Here is an 18,027-nt window from a genome sequence, read left to right as displayed (position 1 = left end):
GGACATGGGGTTCCGGATAGAGGTTGATCTGGATCTGTGCCAGGGCCACGCCATGTGCGAGCTGGAGGCACCCGACTACTTCCGCGTGCCCAAGCGAGGCAAGGTCGAGATCGTCGACGCCGAACCCCCCGAAGACGCGCGCGACGAGGTCGAGCGAGCCGTCGAAATGTGCCCCACCCAAGCACTATTCATCAAAGAGAAAGAAGACTAGATCATGGCGTCACATCCCCGCGAGGAACTAGAGGCTTGGGTCGACCGCTGGCTGGAGGCCAACCGCGTCGCCGAGCGCGAAGGCGACTGGAAGCCGCTCGCCGACTTCTACGCCGACGACGCCACCTACGGCTGGAATATCGGGCCGAAGGAGGACGTGATGTGCGTCGGCATCGACGAGATCCGCGACATCGCGCTGGGCCTCGAAATGGAAGGCCTGGACAACTGGCAGTACCCGTACCAGAAGGTCATCATCGACGACAAGCAGGGCGAGATCGTCGGCTTCTGGAAGCAAGTCGCCACCGACGCCGACGGCACGCAGTCCGAGATCTACGGCATCGGGGGCAGCTGGTTCCGCCTGAACGCCGACGGCAAGATCGAATGGCAGCGCGACTTCTTCGACTTCGGTCACGTGCAAGCGCTGTACCTGGACCTGATGAAGGCCGGGAAGCTGTCAGCGGGCATGCAGAAGCGGATCGAGCGCAGCCTGGCCGGCGAGAAGCTGCCCGGCTACTACCCGCTGGGCAAGGCGCCGGTACCCATCTGGTGACCCCGGCATCGACCCGGCCGACCCAACCAAGCATTTGATTGCTTGACAGGCTATGCTGGCCCAAAAGAGTGCCCTGTGGCACTCGTCACCACCGTGCCGGGCATGATTGGGCCAGGCACTCTCAATTCAAAGGCGAAATGGGGACAGGTCCATCGTGAAGACAAAAGGCGCACTGATCTGGGAATTCAACCAGCCGTGGTCCATCGAGGAGATCGAGATCGGCGATCCCGTCAAGGACGAGGTCAAGATCCAGATGGAAGCGGCCGGGATGTGCCACTCCGACCATCACCTGGTCACCGGCGGCATCCCAATGGCGGGCTTCCCGGTACTCGGCGGCCACGAGGGCGCGGGCACCGTCACCGAGGTCGGCCCCGGCGTCGAGGACATCGCTCCCGGTGACCACGTGGTGCTGTCGTTCATCCCCTCCTGCGGCCACTGTCCGACCTGCCAGGCCGGCATGCGCAACCTGTGTGACCTGGGCGCGGGACTGCTGGCCGGCGCGGCGGTGAGTGACGGCACGTACCGGGTCCAGGCCCGCGGCCAGAACGTGTTCCCCATGACGCTGCTGGGGACCTTCTCGCCGTACATGGTGGTGCACCGCAGCTCGGTGGTGAAGATCGACCCGTCCATCCCGTTCGAGGTCGCCGCCCTCGTGGGCTGCGGCGTGACCACCGGCTACGGCTCGGCGGTCCGCACGGCTGACATCCGGCCGGGCCAGGACGTCGCCATCGTCGGCGTCGGCGGGGTGGGCATGGCGGCGCTGCAGGGCGCGGTCGCCGCCGGGGCCCGCTACATCTTCGCGATCGACCCGGTGGAGTGGAAGCGCGACCAGGCGCTGAAGTTCGGCGCCACCCACGTCTACCCCGACATCAACGCCGCGCTGATGGGCATCGCCGAGGTCACCTACGGGTTGATGGCCAACAAGGTGATCGTCACCGTCGGCGAACTGCAGGGCGCCGACATCGACACCTACCTGGCGATCACCCAGAAGGGCGGCACCTGCGTGGTGACCGCGATCGGCAGCCTGCTGGACACCAACGTGAACCTGAACCTGGCGATGCTCACCCTGATGCAGAAGAACCTGCAGGGCACCATCTTCGGCGGCGGCAATCCCCAATTCGACATTCCGCAGCTGCTGTCGATGTACAAGGCCGGCAAGCTGAACCTGGACGACATGGTCACCACCCAGTACCGCCTGGAGCAGATCAACGACGGCTACCAGGACATGCTGGACGGCAAGAACATCCGCGGCGTCATCCGGTTCACCGACGCCGACCGGTAAGTCGCCCGCTCGGGTCACGCGGGTGGCCGGCTTTCCGAACCTGTTGGCGCCGGGGCAAATCGGCGCGATGACAGTGCGTAACCGAGTGGTCATGTCTCCCATGGAGACGATGTACGGCACGCCGGACGGCCTACCCTCGCAGCGCACGCGCGACTACTTCGTCGCCCGCGCGAAGGGCGGCGTCGGCCTGATCACATTGGGCGCCACCGGAGTCGACAATCAGCATCCGGAGACCCCCGGCGGCCTGCATCTGGCCACCGACGACGCGGTCGACGCGCACCGCGCGCTGGTGGATGCCGTGCACGAGCACGGCGCCAAGATCCAGCCGCAGATCGTGCACGCCGGGCCCGACGGCCTGGGGCCGGAGCTCTTCGGCGTCACGTCGCTGGGGCCGTCGGTGATCCCGTCGTATCTCACCGGGCGCCCGTCGGCGGAGATCACCGGCCGGCAGCTGACCGAGGTGTTCGACCTGTTCAAGGCCGCGGTGCGGCGTGCCGCCGAGGCCGGCTACGACGGCATCGAGTTGCACGCCGCGCACGGCTACATGCTGCTCGGGTCCTTCCTGGCCCCACAACGCAATCGACGGACTGACGACTACCGCGGGTCCTCGGCGCGCGGCCGGGTGCGGGTGGTAGTCGAGGCGCTGGCCGCGATCCGGTCCGAGATCGGCGACGCGCTGCCGATCACGCTGCGCATCTCCGGGTACGAGCGCGTCGCCGGCGGCCGCCCGATCTACGAAACCGCGCAAGTCGCGCCGCGACTCGTCGCCGCCGGCGTGGACGCGTTCCATGTCAGCGGCGGCGTGATTGATCGGCTGGTCACCGGGATGGTCAACGGCGCGGACGACGGCGCCGCGCTCAACGTCGGCGCCGCCGCGGCGGTAAAGCAGGTGGTCGACGTCCCGGTGATCGCGGTCGGCCGGATCCACGACCCCGTTGCGGCCGAACGAATCCTGGCCGACCGCCGGGCCGACTTCATCGCCATGGGGCGTCCCCTGCTGGCCGACCCCGACCTGCCCCGCAAACTGCGGTCCGGCCACGCGCACCGGGTGCGTAGGTGCATCTCGTGCGAAAACTGCCTCGACGCAATGGAACAGCGCTTCTCCGTGGACTGTGCGGTCAATCCCCGCACCGGAAAGGAACGCGAACTGGCGGCGCCACGCGCAGGCACGCCTAAGCGGGTGGCGGTGATCGGCGGCGGTCCGGCGGGCCTGGAGGCGGCCAGGGTGGCCGCCGAACGTGGCCACCGCGTCACGCTTTTCGAACGCGCCGGCCAACTTGGCGGCGCGCTGCGGTGGGCGGCGGTCCTGCATCCGGAGAACCAGCCGTTCCTGCGGTACCTGCGCGACGAGATCCGGCACAGCAGCGTCACAGTGCGACTGGGCCAGACCGCCTCGGCCGCCGCCCTGGTCGCCATGAGACCCGACGCGGTCGTGGTGGCCACCGGCGGACACGTCACGGTGCCGTCGATCCCGGGCGGCGACCTACCGCACGTACACACCGGGCCGGGCCTGCGCGAATTGCTCGACGGCAAGCTGTTCGCCGGTTGGCGACAGCGGTTGGTGCGCCCGGCAGCGGTGCGGATGGCCTCGCGCGCGTGGATGCCGCTCGGCCGGCGGGTGACCATCGTCGGCGGCGACCTGGTGGCCCTGGAACTCGCCGAGTTTCTGGCCCGCCGCGGCCAGCTGGTGTCGATCCTCGAGTCCGGCAGGGACATCGCCCCGGAGGTGGGCAACAAGCGTCGAACCGAGCACATGGACCGGCTCGACCGGCTGGGCGTCGCCGTCCACGTCCGCGCTTGCGTGGACCGAATCACCACGTACGCAGTGGAATTCACCCCCGACGGCGGTCGCACCAGGACGCTGGCCGCCGACAGCGTCGTGCTGGCCGGCACGGTCGAGCCCGACACCGGTTTGTTCGACACCCTGGCGACCGCCCTGCCCGACGCCTTCGTCGAGGCGGCCGGCGACTGCAGCGGCCTGGGCCTCATCCGTAAAGCCACCGAGGAAGGCGCGCGCGCCGCGTGCGCGATCTAACCGAAGGAGAGATCAGCATGACCCAAACCGTCCAATCCCCGGCGCTGACCGCGTCGCAGTCGTCGTGGCGGTGCGTGCAGGCCCATGATCGCGAGGGCTGGTTGGCGCTGATGGCCGACGACGTCGTCATCGAGGACCCGATCGGCAAGTCCGTCACCAACCCCGACGGGACCGGCGTCCGCGGCAAGGAGGCCGTCGCCGGCTTCTACGACACCAACATCGCCGCCAACCGGCTGACCATCACCTGCGAGGAGACGTTTCCGTCCAGCTCGCCCGACGAGATAGCTCATATCCTGGTGCTGGACAGCAAGTTCGACGGCGGCATCACCAGCTCGGTGCGCGGGGTGTTCACCTACCGCGTCAACGAGGCCGGGCTGATCACCAACATGCGCGGGTACTGGAACCTCGAGGGCATGAAGTTCGGTAAGGAAGAGTCCTAGCCGAGGTTCAGGCCGATCCGCCCGATACCGGTGATGTTGCCCTGCATGATCTGGTTGTCCATCAAGACCATGCACGAGGTTTGGATCGGGTCGCTGAGGATGGTCGCCGACTTCGGTTGCTGGAAAATGAGTCTGCCGGTGTTCGGGTCGATGACGGCAAAGGCGAAGATGTCGGCCGGGGTGGTGCTTTGCGGCCCGACGCGGGTGATGGTGTAGATCAGGCCATCCGCGATGGACAAGTGTGGCAGCGCCGCGCTGCGAACCTGGCTCTCCCACACGGTATGACAGCCCGGGTTGTCGACGTCCACCCTGGTCATTCCGCCGACGAACGGCGCCGTCGCCGGCACCGCCGGACCCGCGCCCGCCGGCACCGCCGGGTAGGGATAGCCGTAGGTGCTGGCGATGAACATCGAATTGCCCACGCCGATCGGTGAGTTCTCGCTACCGGGCCCACCCTGGGTCAGCACCGTCTGCTGACAGATCAGATTGCCGGTGCCGGCCTCGTAGACCAGCGCGTGCACCTGCGGGTCGGCGTTGTCGACGATGGTCAGGTAGTCCGCCCCGGTCGGCCCGAAATACGTTGGGGTGGAACCGGTCCCCCAGCTCAGCTGGCCCGGCTTGCGGGCCGGCCCACGGTCGTAGGGCTTGCTCCACAGGATCTGTGGGCTACCGCCGCCGCCCAGGACGATTTCGTAGAGCGCGAAGGTGGTGGCCACCGCGATCCGATTGCTCGGCGACGCCGAAATGCTGTTGGCCACTTGTTGACCCGCGGGCAACTGCAGGGTGGCGACGCCGCCGCCCGCCTTGGCCACCCCCACCACGCCGTTGGCGGTGGCGAACCAGTTGTTGCCGTCGTAGTCCGGGACCAGGCCGACCGAGCTGTCGCCGGGCGGTATCGCGCCGGACAGGTCGGTGGATTCGACGAAGTTCAGCGTCCAACGGCCCAGCGGCCCGTTCTTGACATGGTTGATGCGCAGCAGGTGGTTGGTCCCGTCGATCAACACCAATTGGTTGAATTGGTCCAGGTACGCGTAGACGCCACCGAGCAGGCCGCCCTTGGTTATCTCCATCCGCGCCAACGGGACGACGCGCGGCAGCACGCCGCTGGGGTCGATCAGAAAGACGGTCGGCGTCTGGTTGAGAACCGTGGTGCACAGCGCCAACACCAAGCCGTCGGTGCCCTGCGTGATCGTCGGGCAGGCCGCCGCCAGCGGGTAGCCGAAGATCGCGGCCAGCCGAGCGCCGGGCCCGGGAAGCGGTCCCGCGTCGGCGGACCCGGCGTCGTTGTGCATCGACGCAAGTCCGTTCGGTGCCATGAACGGATTGGGCGGCGCGAGCGGACCGAACGCGGCCGCGGCGTGCGCAGTGGCGGCGTGTCCCGTCGGAAACATCACCGGGACAAGGGATGCGGCGCACGCGGCCAGCACTGCGATCACAAAGCGCAGCACTGCCACAGGAAATCGCACGCAGGCCCCTTCCCGGGATTGGAATCAAAGTGATTTTGGCGATCCCACACAACGAAACAGCAACGCTGTGTTAACGATTTAGCTTCGGCGCCGCGTGGCGTCAGACGTAGTCGGGTACATAGACCCCTTGCCCCTGGGCCATTGCCTCCAGGGTGTGATAGGCGATCCACACGAAACCCTTTTCACCCCAACCCGTTCCGAAGCTGTTCTGCACCTTCACCGCGCCGTTGTCGTTGCGGAACGCGTCATCGTAGCCGACGATGAGCATCACGTGGCCGACCTTCTTGCCGTTGGCGCCCTGCATCCACTGCCCGTTGCCGACGTAGGGCGCGCGTTTGCCGCGATAGCGCGGGAAGTCGCTGTAAAGGTATGTGCCGAAAGCGATCGGCATTCCCCTGGCGATGACGGTGCGCATATTCTCCAGGCCCTCGGGGCCGGTGATCTTGGTCAACTTCCACTCGGGGATCGCGAAGGCCGGGTCGGGCGGGATTGGCTGCGAACCATACGCCGCCCAGTTGACGTCACACGACGATCGCGGCGCCTGCTTACCGAGATTCGGCGCCGCCGCCAGCGACGGAGTACCACCATTGGATTTGAGCCACTGAAGGCATCTCCCGATTTGGCCACCCACACAGGTCTTTTGGCCTATCTTGATCGACGTCTGGTAGTGGATGTAGGCGTAGTCGGGACCGGCCTGCCTGTCCAGGCCGGTCGGCGGGGTCTTGCTCTTGCGGGCCGCATAGAAGGTCGCCAGACCGTACACGGACGCCCACACGAAACAATTCGGCATCGTTTGCCTGCCGACCGGCGGCAGCCAGTCGGCACGGACGGACGCCGACCGCGGCAGTTCGTCGAGGCGTCTGGGCCGCTCCACCGGTGCGGGTTCGGGGACGGACGGGTCGTATCCATAGTCGTCGAGTACGTAGGGCTCCTCGCTCGGGCCGCTCGGCGGCGTCGAACAGCCCGGCAAGGCCGCAGCGAGAGCACCGGCCGCCGAGAGCGCGAGCATCGACCGCCTGTCGATCCGTGCCTTCATGCGCGCTCCCTCATTTCGGTCAACCTATGCTGGACCCATGGCGTCGATCTTCACCAAGATCATCAACCGTGAACTGCCTGGCCGCTTCGTATATGAGGACGACGACGTCGTCGCGTTTCTCACGATCCAGCCGATGACCCAAGGGCACACGCTCGTGGTGCCGCGCGACGAGATCGACCAGTGGCAGGACGTCGACGGCGCGGCGTTCGCGCGCGTCATGGCGGTGAGCCAGCTGATCGGCAAGGCAGTGTGCAGGGCCTTCGACGCGCAGCGCGCCGGCGTGATCATCGCCGGGCTCGAGGTGCCCCATCTGCACGTGCACGTGTTCCCCACGCGCAGCCTCAGCGACTTCGGCTTCGCCAACGTGGATCAAGACCCGTCGGCGGAATCGCTGGACGAGGCGCAGGCCAAGATCAAGGCGGCGCTGGCCGAGTTGGCGTGAGACGCCGGCTACACCGTCGCCGGCACGTCGCTCACGCGCGGCATGCGCACCCGGAAGCAGCAACCCTCCCCGGGTGCGGTCGTCACCGTGACAACGCCTCCGTGCGCACGCACCAGTGAGGCGACGATCGAAAGCCCCAGGCCCGTCCCGCCGCTGGCCCGCGCACGCGACGAGTCGGTGCGATAGAACCTTTCGAAGATCCGCGCCGCGTCCTCCTGGCTCATGCCCGGGCCCTCGTCGGCGACCTCGAGCACCGCGTCGTCGCCCTCGGTGCCCACCCGCACCGTGACCGCGGCCGTCGCGGGGGTGTGTTGCAGGGCGTTGGCCACCAGGTTGGACAGCACCTGGCGCAGGCGGGGCTCGTCGCCGAGCACCTCCGGGGTGCCCGGACCGTCGAGGACCTCCATCGCGACCTTGCGCTTGGGGTCGATCGCACGCGCGTCGTGCACAGCGTCGCTGGCCAGCGCCAGCAGATCGACCCGATTGTGTTCGAGCGGCCGCTGCACATCCAACCGGGCCAGCAGCAGCAGGTCGTCGACCAGCATGCCCATCCGGCTGGCCTCGCTTTCGATCCGCGACAGCAGCATGGCCACATCGCGCGCGGCGCCCTGCCGATAGAGCTCCGCGAACCCGCGGATGGTGGTCAACGGCGTGCGCAACTCGTGGCTGGCGTCGGTGATGAACCGCCGCATCCGCTCCTCGGATCCTCGGGCCGTCTCGGCGGAGGACTCCGAGGACGCCAGCGCCTCCTGAATCTGGGCGAGCATCCCGTTGAGCGCCAACGAAAGCCGGCCCACCTCGGTGCGCGGGTCACGCTCGGGAACCCGGCGATCCAGCTGGCCGGCGGCGATCGCGGCGGCGGTCTGTTCGACCTCGGCCAGCGGCCGCAGGCTGCGGTGCACCACCGCGTAGCCGGCCAGGCCGACCACGACCAGCACGGCCACCCCGATCCCGAACTGCAGCCAGACCAGCGACCGCACCGTGTGCTGGACGTCGGAGAGATCGATGGCCACGGTGGTGAGGCCGTGCGGCCCGCGAACCGACACCGCGCGCCATTGGATGTCCGAGCCGTTGATCGACGGCAGCGTCGTCGGGGTGGGGCCGACGTCGTTGTTGGGCGGCAGAGCCGGCTCGCCGTTGCGGTCGTTGATGGCGGTGAACGCGGTGCCGTCGACTCCGACGCCCCGCACATAGAACTTCGACGGCGGACGGCCGGGATCCGGGCCTTCGTAGGGCGGCGCCGACTGGCGCCGGGGGGCCTGCGCCCAACTTCTGGACGCCTCGAGCAGGGTCGAGTCGATCCTGCTGATCAGGCTGTGCCGCAGTATCGAGGTGACCGCGATCCCCGATGCCGCCAGGCCGCAGGCCACCAGGAGCAAGGTGCCCGCCACCAGGCCCACCCGCAGCGGCAGTCCACGTCGACGCTGTCTAACCATTTCCGCCTATCCCGCGTGCGAGCCCCGGCGCTCAGCGCGGCTCGCGCAGCACATAACCGACCCCCCGCAGGGTGTGCAGCAACCGCCGCTCGCCGGTGTCGATCTTGCGGCGCAGGTATGAGACGTAGGACTCCACGACATTGACGTCTCCTCCGAAGTCGTAACGCCACACGTGGTCAAGGATTTTGGGCTTGCTCAACACGGTGCCCGCGTTGATGACAAAGTAGCGCAACAGCGTGAATTCGGTGGGTGACAGCGAGACCGGTTCTCCGGCCTTCCACACCTCATGCGTCTCCTCGTCGAGTTCGATGTCGGCGAACGACAGGCGCGCATTCTTCGGTTCCGCACCGCCCTTGCCGGCGCGCCGCAGGATGACTCGCAGCCTCGCGACGACCTCTTCGAGGCTGAACGGCTTGGTGACGTAGTCGTCACCGCCGAGCGTCAGGCCGGCGATCTTGTCCTGCAGGGAGTCGCGGGCCGTCAGGAACAGCGCCGGGGCCTCGATACCGTCGGCCCGTAGCCGGCGCAGCACCCCGAAGCCGTCCATGCCGGGCATCATCACGTCGAGAATCACGGCGTCGGGCCGGGCTTCCCGGGCCCGGTCGAGCGCCTGGGCCCCGTTGGTGGCGGTGATGACCTCGAATCCCTGGAATTTGAGGCTGACGGAGAGCAGTTCGACGATGTTGGCCTCGTCGTCGACGACGAGGACACGCGCCTCCGGCGAATTTCCGCTTGGGGTTCCGGCGGTCATGGGATCAGTTCTCTCGCATTTTGTTGAATGTTAGCTTGACAATCATTGTGAAAATCCTGGGAACTCGGTGCGAATGGTCTGAATACATTCTGCCAGGCGGCCCGCTGGGAGCCCTCGCGGCCACTCCGGCCAACCGGCGTTTTCTCAGGGCGGAGCCTTTCAGAACAGACCCCGAATACACTCGCAGCATGAATCTCGGCAAAAGCATCGTTGGGCTGGCGACCGCTCCCGCGCGAATCGGGATCGTCGCTACCGAAGCGAGCTTGAATCTTGCCCGCGCGGGCCTCGCCATCGCCAAGCAGGCGCTGGGCGACATCGGCGGGCCCGGCGGCTCCAACGCGATGGCCAACATGCTGGGGATCGACGACGCGCTGGCGCGCGCCAACCGGCTGGCCAGGCTGCTGGACGAGGACATGCCGCTGGGCCGCGCGATCGCGGCCGACGGTCCGATGGACCGCCTGCTGCGCCCGGGTGGGCTGGTCGACCTGGTGACGGCACCCGGCGGACTACTGGACCGCCTGACGGCCGAGGGCGGCAGCCTGCAGCGCGCGCTTCAGCCCGGCGGGCTCGCCGATCGGCTGTTGTCCGAGGACGGGATGATCGACCGGTTGCTGGCCGAGGACGGGGTGGCCGAGCGGTTGCTCGCCGAGGGCGGCCTGATCGACCAGATCACGTCGAAGGACGGCCCGCTGGAACAGCTCACCGACCTCGCCGACACCCTGGCCCGGTTGGCGCCCGGGATGGAAGCGCTCGAACCCGCGATTGCCACCCTGCAGGACGCGGTCACCGCGCTCACCCTGGTGGTCAACCCATTGAGCAACATCGCCGAGCGCATTCCGCTGCCCGGGCGCCGCATGTCGCGCCGCCCGTCGTCCCCGCCGTCGCGGCCGGTGCGCTCGCAACGCATCATCGACAGCGACGAGTGACCACCGGCTAGGCTGGCACCCGGTTTTTGCCTCCTTAGCTCAGTGGTAGAGCACTCGCCTTGTAAGCGAGCGGTCGTCAGTTCAATCCTGACAGGGGGCTCCGGCTCGGGAATTGAAGTACCGCGATACTGCATCGACACGACGCGACACGATGCATGTTCTTCGGGTGAGCGATGAATTCAGCGAGCGCCAGCAGGCGCGACGCGCCGCCAGTCCTGTCCCGACGCCGGACTACCGGCGACCGCAGGGCCCGCCCGGCCAGTGGGATCCGGCGGCGACGCAAATCCGTCCGCAAACGCCACCCCACTATGGACCGCAGTTCGCGCCGCCGGCCCCCACAAGGGCGGACGGGGTCAGTCGGCGCACGGCAATCGCGCTCATTGTGAGCGTCGTCGTTCTCGTCATCATCCTTGTGATCGGCGCGGCCGTCTTGGTCTCTACCCTCAACGAACGCAGGCCTGCTGAGGCGTCCTCAGGATCGCCACCGCCGACAATTTCGGCAGCACCCCCGCCAACATCGGCGTCCCCAACCTCGACGCCGCGGTCCTTTGCGGCTCAGGTGGAGTTGCCGTTCACGGGGATCAACTTTCCCAACGGTGTCGTGGTGGACGGCGCCGGCAATGTCTACGTCACCATCTCCGGGGGCAAGAACCAGGTGCTGAAACTGGCGCCTGGTTCGACCACTCCGACCGCGCTTCCCTTTACTGGCCTCGACCAACCCATGGGCGTCGCCGTGGACAACGCCGGCACCGTCTACGTCACCGCAATCGGCAACAACAAAGCCCAGAGGCTTGCTGCGGGCTCTGCTACTCCGACTGCGCTGCCCTTCACCGGCCTCAACAGCCCCAGCGGTGTGGCCGTGGACGGCGCCGGCGCCGTCTATTTGGTCGACAACGGCAACAGCCGAGTGCTGAAGCTGACGGCGGGCTCATCCGCCCAGACTGTGCTGCCCTTCACCGGCCTCAGCAAGCCCTCGGGTGTGGCGGTGGACAACGCCGGCTCCGTCTACTTGGTCGACAGCGGCAACAACCGAGTGTTGAAGCTGGCGGCAGGCTCATCCACCCAGACGGTGCTGCCGTGCACCGGCCTCAGCTCGCCAATGAATGTGGCGGTGGACGGCGCGGGGAACGTCTACGTCAACGAGTTCGCGAACCACCGGGTGCTCAGATTGGCGGCCGGGTCGACCGCTCCGGAAGCGCTGCCGTTCACCGGCCTCAAGAACCCCACAGCCGTGGCGGTAGACGCCTCCGGCAACGTCTATGTCACCGACCTCAACAACCGGGTACTGAAGCTGCCGCTGCAGTGATCGGGTGCCGAGTCGCCGCAATTGCAGTAACCCTCTACTGAATCCGTCGCGGCCCGCGCGAGTAACGATCGGCCCACACCACCGAGCGGGGAGGCCTGATTCGTGACGCCGGTACTGCAACTCACGGACGTCAGCAAGACGTACCGCCGAGGCGACGAGCAGGTACACGTGCTCGTCGACTTCGACTTCTCTTTGGATGCAGGCGAATTCGTGGTCGTGACGGGGCCGTCGGGCGCCGGCAAATCGACGCTTCTGCATGTCGCCGGCGGGCTGGACGCACCGGACGCCGGCACCGTCGCCGTTGCCGGCGAGGACATCTGGGCGAAGGGCACCGGCGCGCGGGCCACGTTCCGTCGGCGCAACCTCGGGTTCGTGTTCCAGTTCTTCAACCTGGTGCCAATGCTGACCGCGGTCCAGAACGTGTCGTTGCCGCTGGTGCTCGACGGTGTGTCGGCCCGGACGGCCGACGCCCGCGCCGAGGAGCTGCTGCAGCGGGTCGGGCTCGGCGATCGGGCAGGGCATCGCCCGGCCGAGCTGTCGGGCGGGCAGATGCAACGAGTGGCGGTGGCGCGCGCACTGGTGGCCAAGCCGTCGCTCGTCCTCGCCGACGAGCCGACCGGAAACCTGGACCGCCACTCGTCGACCGAGGTCCTGGAGTTGCTGCGCTCGTTGTCGGACGAGGACGGCACGGCGGTGGTGCTGGTGACACACGACCTGACGGCGGCACGCTACGGCACGCGCGAGCTGCATCTGGTCGACGGGCGTGCATGCGCGGTCCCCGACACCCTGGCCGCCGGGGAACCGTGATGCAACGGCTCCGCGCCGGGTGGACGACCTTCCGTCGCATCCACGTGGCGGCGTTGATCGCAGACTGGCACCGAACGCTGCTCAGCGCCATCGGCGTTGCCCTCGGAGTGACCGTGGTGCTCGGTACGCTGATCATGAAATCCGAGCTCTCCCGCCCGTTCGACGCTTTCGGGCCATCGCTCACCCACGCGGCCGCCACAGGGGTCGTGGAGGTTACCCCGAACGTGAGCGGCCGGTTGCCGATAGGGACGGTCAACCGCCTGCGTGCGGAGGTGACGGACGCGGAGGCGGTGATCCCCGTCGTCGCCGCGTTGACGCCAGTGGACATGCCGGGTGGCCGCAGTCGCGGGTTCTTCCTGCTGGGTGGGTCGTGCCAGATCGAGCTGCTGGTCGGCCCGTTCGACTGCGAGAAGCGCGCCCGCGACGTCAAGCCGGCGGCCGGACCCGGTGTGCCGCTGCAGGTTCCGGCGATCATCGCCGCACGTCATGGCCTCAAGCTCGGCGACGAGCTGCGCCTGCCCGGCTTGCCTCCCGGTTCCGCGCACCTGGGTTGGACGTTTCCGGAGTTCGACCGCGTCAAGGGCATCAACGACGGCTACGTGCTGCTGGCCCCGTCGGCAGACGTCGCCGCGAGCCTGCTCGGCGCGCCCGGCTACGCCACGGCCGCATTCGTCCTCCCGCGGCACGGCGCCGAAAAGCCGCTGATCGCAACCGATCTCGACCGCGCAATCGCCGGTGTCGCAACGGCCGGTCCGCCGCGCCCACACCTGCCGGCCGTGTTCGCGAACAGCGCACAGAGTCTCAACCTGATCGCGCTGGCCGGCATCATCGTCGGGGTCCTCATCTCGCTGAACACCATCCTGCTGGCCGTGGAGGACCGGCGGGCGGTGATGGGAACCATCGGCGCGATCGGCGCCAAACCGCGCGGGTTGTTCGCCGGGATGCTCGCCGAGGGTGCAGTGGTCGGTCTGCTCGGCGGATTACTCGGAGTGCCAAGCGGTTTCCTGCTCGGGACCTATCTGGTGAACCGCTTCGGACAGGCTATGCTCGCCGGGTCAGGGGGCGCGATCGCCGCGCACTTCACGCCGGACCTGTTCGGGATTGGCGCTGCCGCGGGAATCATCTGCGGGATCATCGCGATGATCGGACCCGCCGCCAGGTTGGTCCGCGACGGGCCGTTGGCGTCGATGGCAAGCGCCGGCGGCGTGCAGCGCGCCAGGACGATTCCGATCTGGCCGCTGGTCGTCGGGACGGGCCTGCTGGCGATTGCCAGCGTCGTGTCGAAGATATTCGGGCGCGGGTCACTGCCGCTCAGCGCGGGCATCAACGCCATGACGGTTGGGTTGTGCGGCGTGGTGTTGGTGACGGTCTGGCTCGCCCCCCGCGGCGCGGGACGGGCGATCGAACTGCTGACGGTCGCCCGTCCCGCCGTCGGGCGCCTGCTCGGGGCCGATATGCGGCGCTACGCGCTACTGTTCGCCTTCTCCGCCGCACTGCTCGCCGAGAGCACCACCTTGGCCATCGGCTCACACAGCATGCAACTGCTCGGCACCAGGCAGATTGCCGCGCAGAAGGCCGAGCGACTGCCCGCCGCGTTATTGATCGCCGCGCAATCGGTGCTGGATCAGCGCGACGGCCAGATCTCCGACCCGGCGTTCGAATTGATAAGCGGCGCGGCCGACGGGCGCAGCGTGTCGTCGCACTGGCGATCGACGATCTCGTCGGGGCCGTCGTCGCGCTTGGTCGCGGGCGTCACTCCGGGCGACTGGTACAGCCAGGCGCTCTACGAGCCGGCCGGCGGCGCCGACGGATTCTGGAACCGCTTGCAGCAAGGGGAGATTGGCCTGAGCGAGATCGCCGCCAGTCGGCTCCGCGTGGCCGCGGGCGGCACCGTCGAGCTGCCCACCGTCGACGGGCCGAAGCGGTATCGGATCGCCGGCATCTTTCATCCACGAATGGTCAACGACGCCGCGTTGGGCGACATCGTCCTGGTCTCCGACAGATTGGCGCGTTCCGCCTGGGCCGCCGTACGCGATCAGGTCGCGGTTGGCTATTCCTCCTCCGCCGAAGCGGCCGCCCACCGCGGCGATTTCGGCAACCTGGGCTTGTGGGTGTACGACGACGATCGGTGGCGCTCGGTGGCCACTGCCGGCATCACCCGGTTCCTGGAGCCGATCACGCTCGCGGGGTATGTGGTGATGACGGCCGCGGGCATCAGCGTGCTGAATGTGTTCGTGCTGGCGCTCGTGCAACGCAAGCGTGAGCGGGCGGTATTGCGAGCGATCGGAGTGACCTCGGGACAAGAGCAGGCCGTAATCCTCGCTAACGCCGCGCTGCTCGGCGTGCTGGTCTCCGGCCTCGCCGTGCTCGGCGGCATCGGCCTCACGTACCTGTGGTCGCTGGGCTCACCGGTCTACTACGGCATCAAGATCGAATGGGGTGTGCCGCCGTCGGCGCTGCGAATGGGTGTGACGGCCGTGATGTTCATCGTCGCGGCCGCCGCGATCTATCCGGCGCTGCACGCGCGGCGGCTCGAGACGGTCGAGGTGCTACGCACCAGTTAGCCGTGCAACTCAGCGTGCACGCGCGGTATGTCGTCGCCGGCGTGCCGAAAGCGGTGCAGGTCCGCGAGCGTCGCCGGGCCAGACACTGTCGCGAATTCCCTGGGCGGCAACGCTATCTGGAACAGCAACCCGCGTCCGCCCGCCCCTTCCACCAGCGCGCCGACCCCCGCAACGGGCATTTTCAGCACCGGCGTGAAGTAGGAGGCGGTGGCGCCTTCGAATTGGATGCGGTAAACGCCGAAGCCGCTCTGGTTGGAGACAAGCGGATTCCAGCGGTCCGGGTTGAATGCGGTGGACACACAACGGGCACCCCGCCACGCGCCGACGCCGTCGAAGAACCGTTGGTTGAGGCGCATGTCGCAGTATTGGTCGGCGAAGTGGTCCACGCGTGAGCGGATGCGCTCGGCGATGGTGGCGGCATCCTCGCCGCGCCGCAGGTCGACGTTCAGCGTCGTGAGGATGTTGCCGGCAAGCCTCGGATCGAGGCCACAACGCTTGCGCGTGTTCACGGCGATCGCGAGGGTGCGGCGGTCGACAGCTGGATCCGCCGTCATGAGCGCCTCGGAGACCTGTGCGCAGACAACGTCGTTGGCGGACAAGCGCATCCGGTGTCCGTAGGCGGCGCGCATTCGCGCGATTTCGTCGTCGCCGAAGTAGAGGCTCAGGGTCCGCTGCTTTCGCGCGTCCTTCGCGAGGTACAGCGCGCTGCGCGCGAGTTCCGCCAGCCCGAGGCACCGCACGCCGGCCTCGCGGGCGCCGTCGGCGGGAAGATGCCCGTCGAGGTGGGCGGCGCGGTCTTCGACGATCAATGGCTCGGCGAGTGGCTTGTCTGCAGCGGCGCTTGCCCACGCGTTCATCAAAAACATGAACGTCTGCATGTCGCCGACGCTGTGGTGCCACGAGCAACCGATCGCCGTGGCGTCGTCGGCGAGGTGCGTGACACGCACCGTGCACAGCGGACGCCACCCCCAGCGGGCGACGGCGCCGTTCACCGGATCGACGAGCCAGACGCCGGCGTCGTCGGACACCGAACGAATCGCCTCGCGGAGCGTGCGTTCCGACGACACCGACGTGAAGGGCACTCCCTTTGCGTCACATCGGATTCGCATCGCGCCGTGGACGAGTGTCATTCGCCCCGCGAAGATCGGCAGGTTCGTCAGCGCGCGGGCAAAGGCGCGGGCGAGCGCCGTCGCGTCGAGGCGCCGCCCGAAGAAGAAGACGACGTGAATCGCCAAGTTCGCGACCATGGCATCGGCTACGTTGCAACTGATTTCGAGATTCTGCGGCGGCGCCGGCCGGATCAGTTGGGTCGACACTATGGTGCTACGTTCGCCGGTTCACGACCACGCGGCCACCGCGCTTCGGAGCATGGGCGACCCCGCGGAAATGCGGCTTCTCGTCGGGCGCCGCATCGGTCTGGATCCGGAAGTTCCGCAGCACCACCCGCAGCACGATATCCATTTCGGCGATCCCGAAATCGGCGCCGGGGCAACGCCGCGCTCCGCCCCCGAACGGCAGCCACGCTGACGCCGGAGGTCTGACGCCTTGGAAGCGGCACGGATCGAATCGTTCCGGATGCGGGAAGATTTTCGCGTTCTCGTGCAGATCGACCACACGCACGATCACCGTGCGGCCATGCGCCAACCGCCACCTGCCAAGGTCGAAGTATGTCGCGCTGACCCGGCGACCGATCGAATCGACGATGGTGCGTGACCGCAGCACCTCGAAAATGGTTGCCCGGCGCAGTTCGTCGCCCCCGTCGTCCGCCTCACGAACAAGTGCGGCCAGCACTTCGGGGTGACGCCGCAACCGCTCAAACGTCCAACTCAGCGCCGTCGCCGTGGTTTCGTAGCCGGCCCCGATCAGGGACAACAGCTCGTCGCAGATGTCTCGCCGCGACATCTGCGCTCCGTCGGTGTGACTATTGCGCAGCAATAGCGCCAAGACGTCGGTTCGCTGAGGCAGACCCGGATCGCTTTCGGCCCTGTCGATCAGCGTGAGCAGGATCCTGTCGAGCGCCGCACGGGACGCGTCCAGCTTGGCCCATGGGCCGCGGCGTCCGGCCCAGCGCGGTGGCGGCGGGACAAAAGTCATCAGTTGGCCAATTTTCATGAAGGTCGGGATGACTTTTCGCAGTTCCGCACGTTCGTCGGGTCCTGCCTGATCGGTCCCGAAGAGGATGCGCAGCATCACATTCACGGTGATCCTGGCCATCGGTTCGAGCGTCCGAAATTCCTTGCCCTCAGGCCAATTGGCGCTCTCGCGCAGGGTCTCGTCCACGACGATCGCCTCGTAGCCCTTGAGGCACTGGCCGTGCAGGGCCGGCGCGAGCAACCGGCGCCGATCGCGATGACGGCTGCCGTCAAGCCCGAACACCGACCCGGGTCCGAACCAATTTCCGAGGTTCGGCTGCACGTTGACCAGTTGCTCGGCGCCCGCGGTGCACACCGACTTCACCAGAGCGGGATCGGACACGACGACCGACCGGCCGAAGAATGGGGCATCGACTTCGAAGACGCGTCCGTGCCGGCTCATCCACTTCCGGATCGTCCTGCGCTGAAACAACACGAATCCGATGCCCTGCAGGAGCTTGGGCGAATGCACGAGCGGCGGGGTCAACCCGTGCGTCGCCGATGTTTCGCCAATATCGGCCACTGCCCGCTCGGTCATGCCGTCCCCAGATGTTCGTCGAATCGCCACGCTCGATGAGTGCCAGAGAAATCGTCGCTCGCGTCGGGTGAAACGAAATCGGTAGTGCACTACTGCAATGTCCACG

Annotated in this window: 15 protein-coding genes, 1 tRNA gene and 1 pseudogene; 11 read left to right on the top strand and 6 right to left on the bottom strand. The window is 67.7% G+C overall.

The genetic code is table 11. The annotated features are described in order from the left end of the window. The first annotated feature begins 4 nt into the window (after nucleotides 1-4). From fdx to AC5Y5V_RS17720, 5 genes are all read left to right on the top strand, one after another. Complete coding sequence (gene fdx / locus AC5Y5V_RS17740) at nucleotides 5-211, top strand: ferredoxin Fdx (protein ID WP_499937865.1); 207 nt, start codon at nucleotides 5-7, stop codon at nucleotides 209-211. Nucleotides 212-214: 3 nt separating this feature from the next. Beyond that, the gene (locus AC5Y5V_RS17735; RefSeq protein ID WP_499937863.1) at nucleotides 215-760 is read left to right on the top strand and encodes a nuclear transport factor 2-like protein; all 546 of its coding nucleotides are present in this window, start codon (nucleotides 215-217) and stop codon (nucleotides 758-760) included. Nucleotides 761-914: 154 nt separating this feature from the next. Then, complete coding sequence (locus AC5Y5V_RS17730; protein WP_499937861.1) at nucleotides 915-2,042, top strand: NDMA-dependent alcohol dehydrogenase; 1,128 nt, start codon at nucleotides 915-917, stop codon at nucleotides 2,040-2,042. A 91-nt stretch (nucleotides 2,043-2,133) separates the two neighbouring features. Further along, a complete protein-coding gene (locus tag AC5Y5V_RS17725; protein ID WP_499937859.1) occupies nucleotides 2,134-4,077 on the top strand; it encodes an FAD-dependent oxidoreductase in 1,944 nt (647 codons plus the stop codon). 17 nt (nucleotides 4,078-4,094) lie between these two features. Further along, entirely contained in the window at nucleotides 4,095-4,517 is a 423-nt protein-coding gene (locus AC5Y5V_RS17720) for a ketosteroid isomerase family protein (RefSeq protein WP_499937857.1), read from the top strand. On the opposite strand, the gene AC5Y5V_RS17715 is transcribed toward AC5Y5V_RS17720, so the two are convergent. Both AC5Y5V_RS17715 and AC5Y5V_RS17710 read right to left on the bottom strand, forming a co-directional pair. Continuing rightward, nucleotides 4,514-5,983 carry a hypothetical protein gene (locus tag AC5Y5V_RS17715; protein WP_499937854.1) on the bottom strand — a complete coding sequence of 490 codons (1,470 nt, stop codon included), beginning with the start codon at nucleotides 5,981-5,983 and terminating at the stop codon, nucleotides 4,514-4,516. The genes AC5Y5V_RS17720 and AC5Y5V_RS17715 overlap by 4 nt on opposite strands. Nucleotides 5,984-6,083: 100 nt before the next feature. Continuing rightward, a complete protein-coding gene (locus tag AC5Y5V_RS17710) occupies nucleotides 6,084-7,019 on the bottom strand; it encodes a C1 family peptidase (protein ID WP_499937852.1) in 936 nt (311 codons plus the stop codon). A gap of 37 nt (nucleotides 7,020-7,056) precedes the next feature. Here AC5Y5V_RS17710 and AC5Y5V_RS17705 point away from each other — a divergent pair, with 37 nt between their 5' ends. After that, complete coding sequence (locus AC5Y5V_RS17705) at nucleotides 7,057-7,461, top strand: HIT family protein (protein WP_499937850.1); 405 nt, start codon at nucleotides 7,057-7,059, stop codon at nucleotides 7,459-7,461. 8 nt (nucleotides 7,462-7,469) lie between these two features. Here the strand turns inward: AC5Y5V_RS17705 and AC5Y5V_RS17700 are convergent, their stop codons facing one another. Continuing rightward, nucleotides 7,470-8,897: a sensor histidine kinase gene (locus AC5Y5V_RS17700; RefSeq protein WP_499937848.1), complete on the bottom strand. Its 1,428-nt coding sequence runs from the start codon at nucleotides 8,895-8,897 to the stop codon at nucleotides 7,470-7,472. Between the two features lie 31 nt (nucleotides 8,898-8,928). Then, entirely contained in the window at nucleotides 8,929-9,648 is a 720-nt protein-coding gene (locus AC5Y5V_RS17695) for a response regulator transcription factor (protein WP_499937846.1), read from the bottom strand. Between the two features lie 188 nt (nucleotides 9,649-9,836). On the opposite strand from AC5Y5V_RS17695, the gene AC5Y5V_RS17690 reads away from it, so the two are divergent. From AC5Y5V_RS17690 to AC5Y5V_RS17670, 5 genes and pseudogenes are all read left to right on the top strand, one after another. Continuing rightward, nucleotides 9,837-10,574, top strand: coding sequence for a hypothetical protein (locus AC5Y5V_RS17690; protein WP_499937843.1), 738 nt, complete (start codon nucleotides 9,837-9,839; stop codon nucleotides 10,572-10,574). Between the two features lie 28 nt (nucleotides 10,575-10,602). Continuing rightward, nucleotides 10,603-10,674, top strand: a tRNA-Thr gene (locus tag AC5Y5V_RS17685). Between the two features lie 456 nt (nucleotides 10,675-11,130). Further along, a pseudogene (locus AC5Y5V_RS17680) lies at nucleotides 11,131-11,880 on the top strand (NHL repeat-containing protein); the annotation flags it as partial. Between the two features lie 102 nt (nucleotides 11,881-11,982). After that, a complete protein-coding gene (locus tag AC5Y5V_RS17675) occupies nucleotides 11,983-12,687 on the top strand; it encodes an ABC transporter ATP-binding protein (RefSeq protein ID WP_499937840.1) in 705 nt (234 codons plus the stop codon). After that, complete coding sequence (locus AC5Y5V_RS17670; RefSeq protein WP_499937838.1) at nucleotides 12,687-15,251, top strand: ABC transporter permease; 2,565 nt, start codon at nucleotides 12,687-12,689, stop codon at nucleotides 15,249-15,251. The genes AC5Y5V_RS17675 and AC5Y5V_RS17670 overlap by 1 nt, the downstream gene beginning before the upstream one ends. On the opposite strand, the gene AC5Y5V_RS17665 is transcribed toward AC5Y5V_RS17670, so the two are convergent. Both AC5Y5V_RS17665 and AC5Y5V_RS17660 read right to left on the bottom strand, forming a co-directional pair. Further along, nucleotides 15,248-16,567, bottom strand: coding sequence for an acyltransferase (locus AC5Y5V_RS17665; RefSeq protein ID WP_499937834.1), 1,320 nt, complete (start codon nucleotides 16,565-16,567; stop codon nucleotides 15,248-15,250). The two genes, AC5Y5V_RS17670 and AC5Y5V_RS17665, sit on opposite strands and share 4 nt — an antisense overlap. Before the next feature lie 7 nt (nucleotides 16,568-16,574). Then, nucleotides 16,575-17,921, bottom strand: a complete 1,347-nt coding sequence (locus tag AC5Y5V_RS17660; protein ID WP_499937832.1) for a cytochrome P450 — start codon at nucleotides 17,919-17,921, stop codon at nucleotides 16,575-16,577. Nucleotides 17,922-18,027 lie beyond the last annotated feature (106 nt).

The sequence above is a fragment of the Mycobacterium sp. NGS68 genome (genome assembly GCF_059812195.1).
Note: the sequence above shows the minus strand (reverse complement) of the source record. Positions and strands in the feature narration are given on the sequence as shown.

Bases quoted from the DNA above. Each gene is read 5' to 3' on its own strand.
- AC5Y5V_RS17670 (WP_499937838.1), top strand. From the start codon at position 12,687: ATGCAACGGCTCCGCGCCGGGTGGACGACCTTCCGTCGCATCCACGTG.
- AC5Y5V_RS17700 (WP_499937848.1), bottom strand. From the start codon at position 8,897: ATGGTTAGACAGCGTCGACGTGGACTGCCGCTGCGGGTGGGCCTGGTG.
- AC5Y5V_RS17720 (WP_499937857.1), top strand. From the start codon at position 4,095: ATGACCCAAACCGTCCAATCCCCGGCGCTGACCGCGTCGCAGTCGTCG.
- AC5Y5V_RS17705 (WP_499937850.1), top strand. From the start codon at position 7,057: ATGGCGTCGATCTTCACCAAGATCATCAACCGTGAACTGCCTGGCCGC.
- AC5Y5V_RS17735 (WP_499937863.1), top strand. From the start codon at position 215: ATGGCGTCACATCCCCGCGAGGAACTAGAGGCTTGGGTCGACCGCTGG.
- AC5Y5V_RS17710 (WP_499937852.1), bottom strand. From the start codon at position 7,019: ATGAAGGCACGGATCGACAGGCGGTCGATGCTCGCGCTCTCGGCGGCC.
- AC5Y5V_RS17660 (WP_499937832.1), bottom strand. From the start codon at position 17,921: ATGACCGAGCGGGCAGTGGCCGATATTGGCGAAACATCGGCGACGCAC.
- AC5Y5V_RS17690 (WP_499937843.1), top strand. From the start codon at position 9,837: ATGAATCTCGGCAAAAGCATCGTTGGGCTGGCGACCGCTCCCGCGCGA.
- AC5Y5V_RS17725 (WP_499937859.1), top strand. From the start codon at position 2,134: ATGTCTCCCATGGAGACGATGTACGGCACGCCGGACGGCCTACCCTCG.
- AC5Y5V_RS17695 (WP_499937846.1), bottom strand. From the start codon at position 9,648: ATGACCGCCGGAACCCCAAGCGGAAATTCGCCGGAGGCGCGTGTCCTC.
- fdx (WP_499937865.1), top strand. From the start codon at position 5: ATGGGGTTCCGGATAGAGGTTGATCTGGATCTGTGCCAGGGCCACGCC.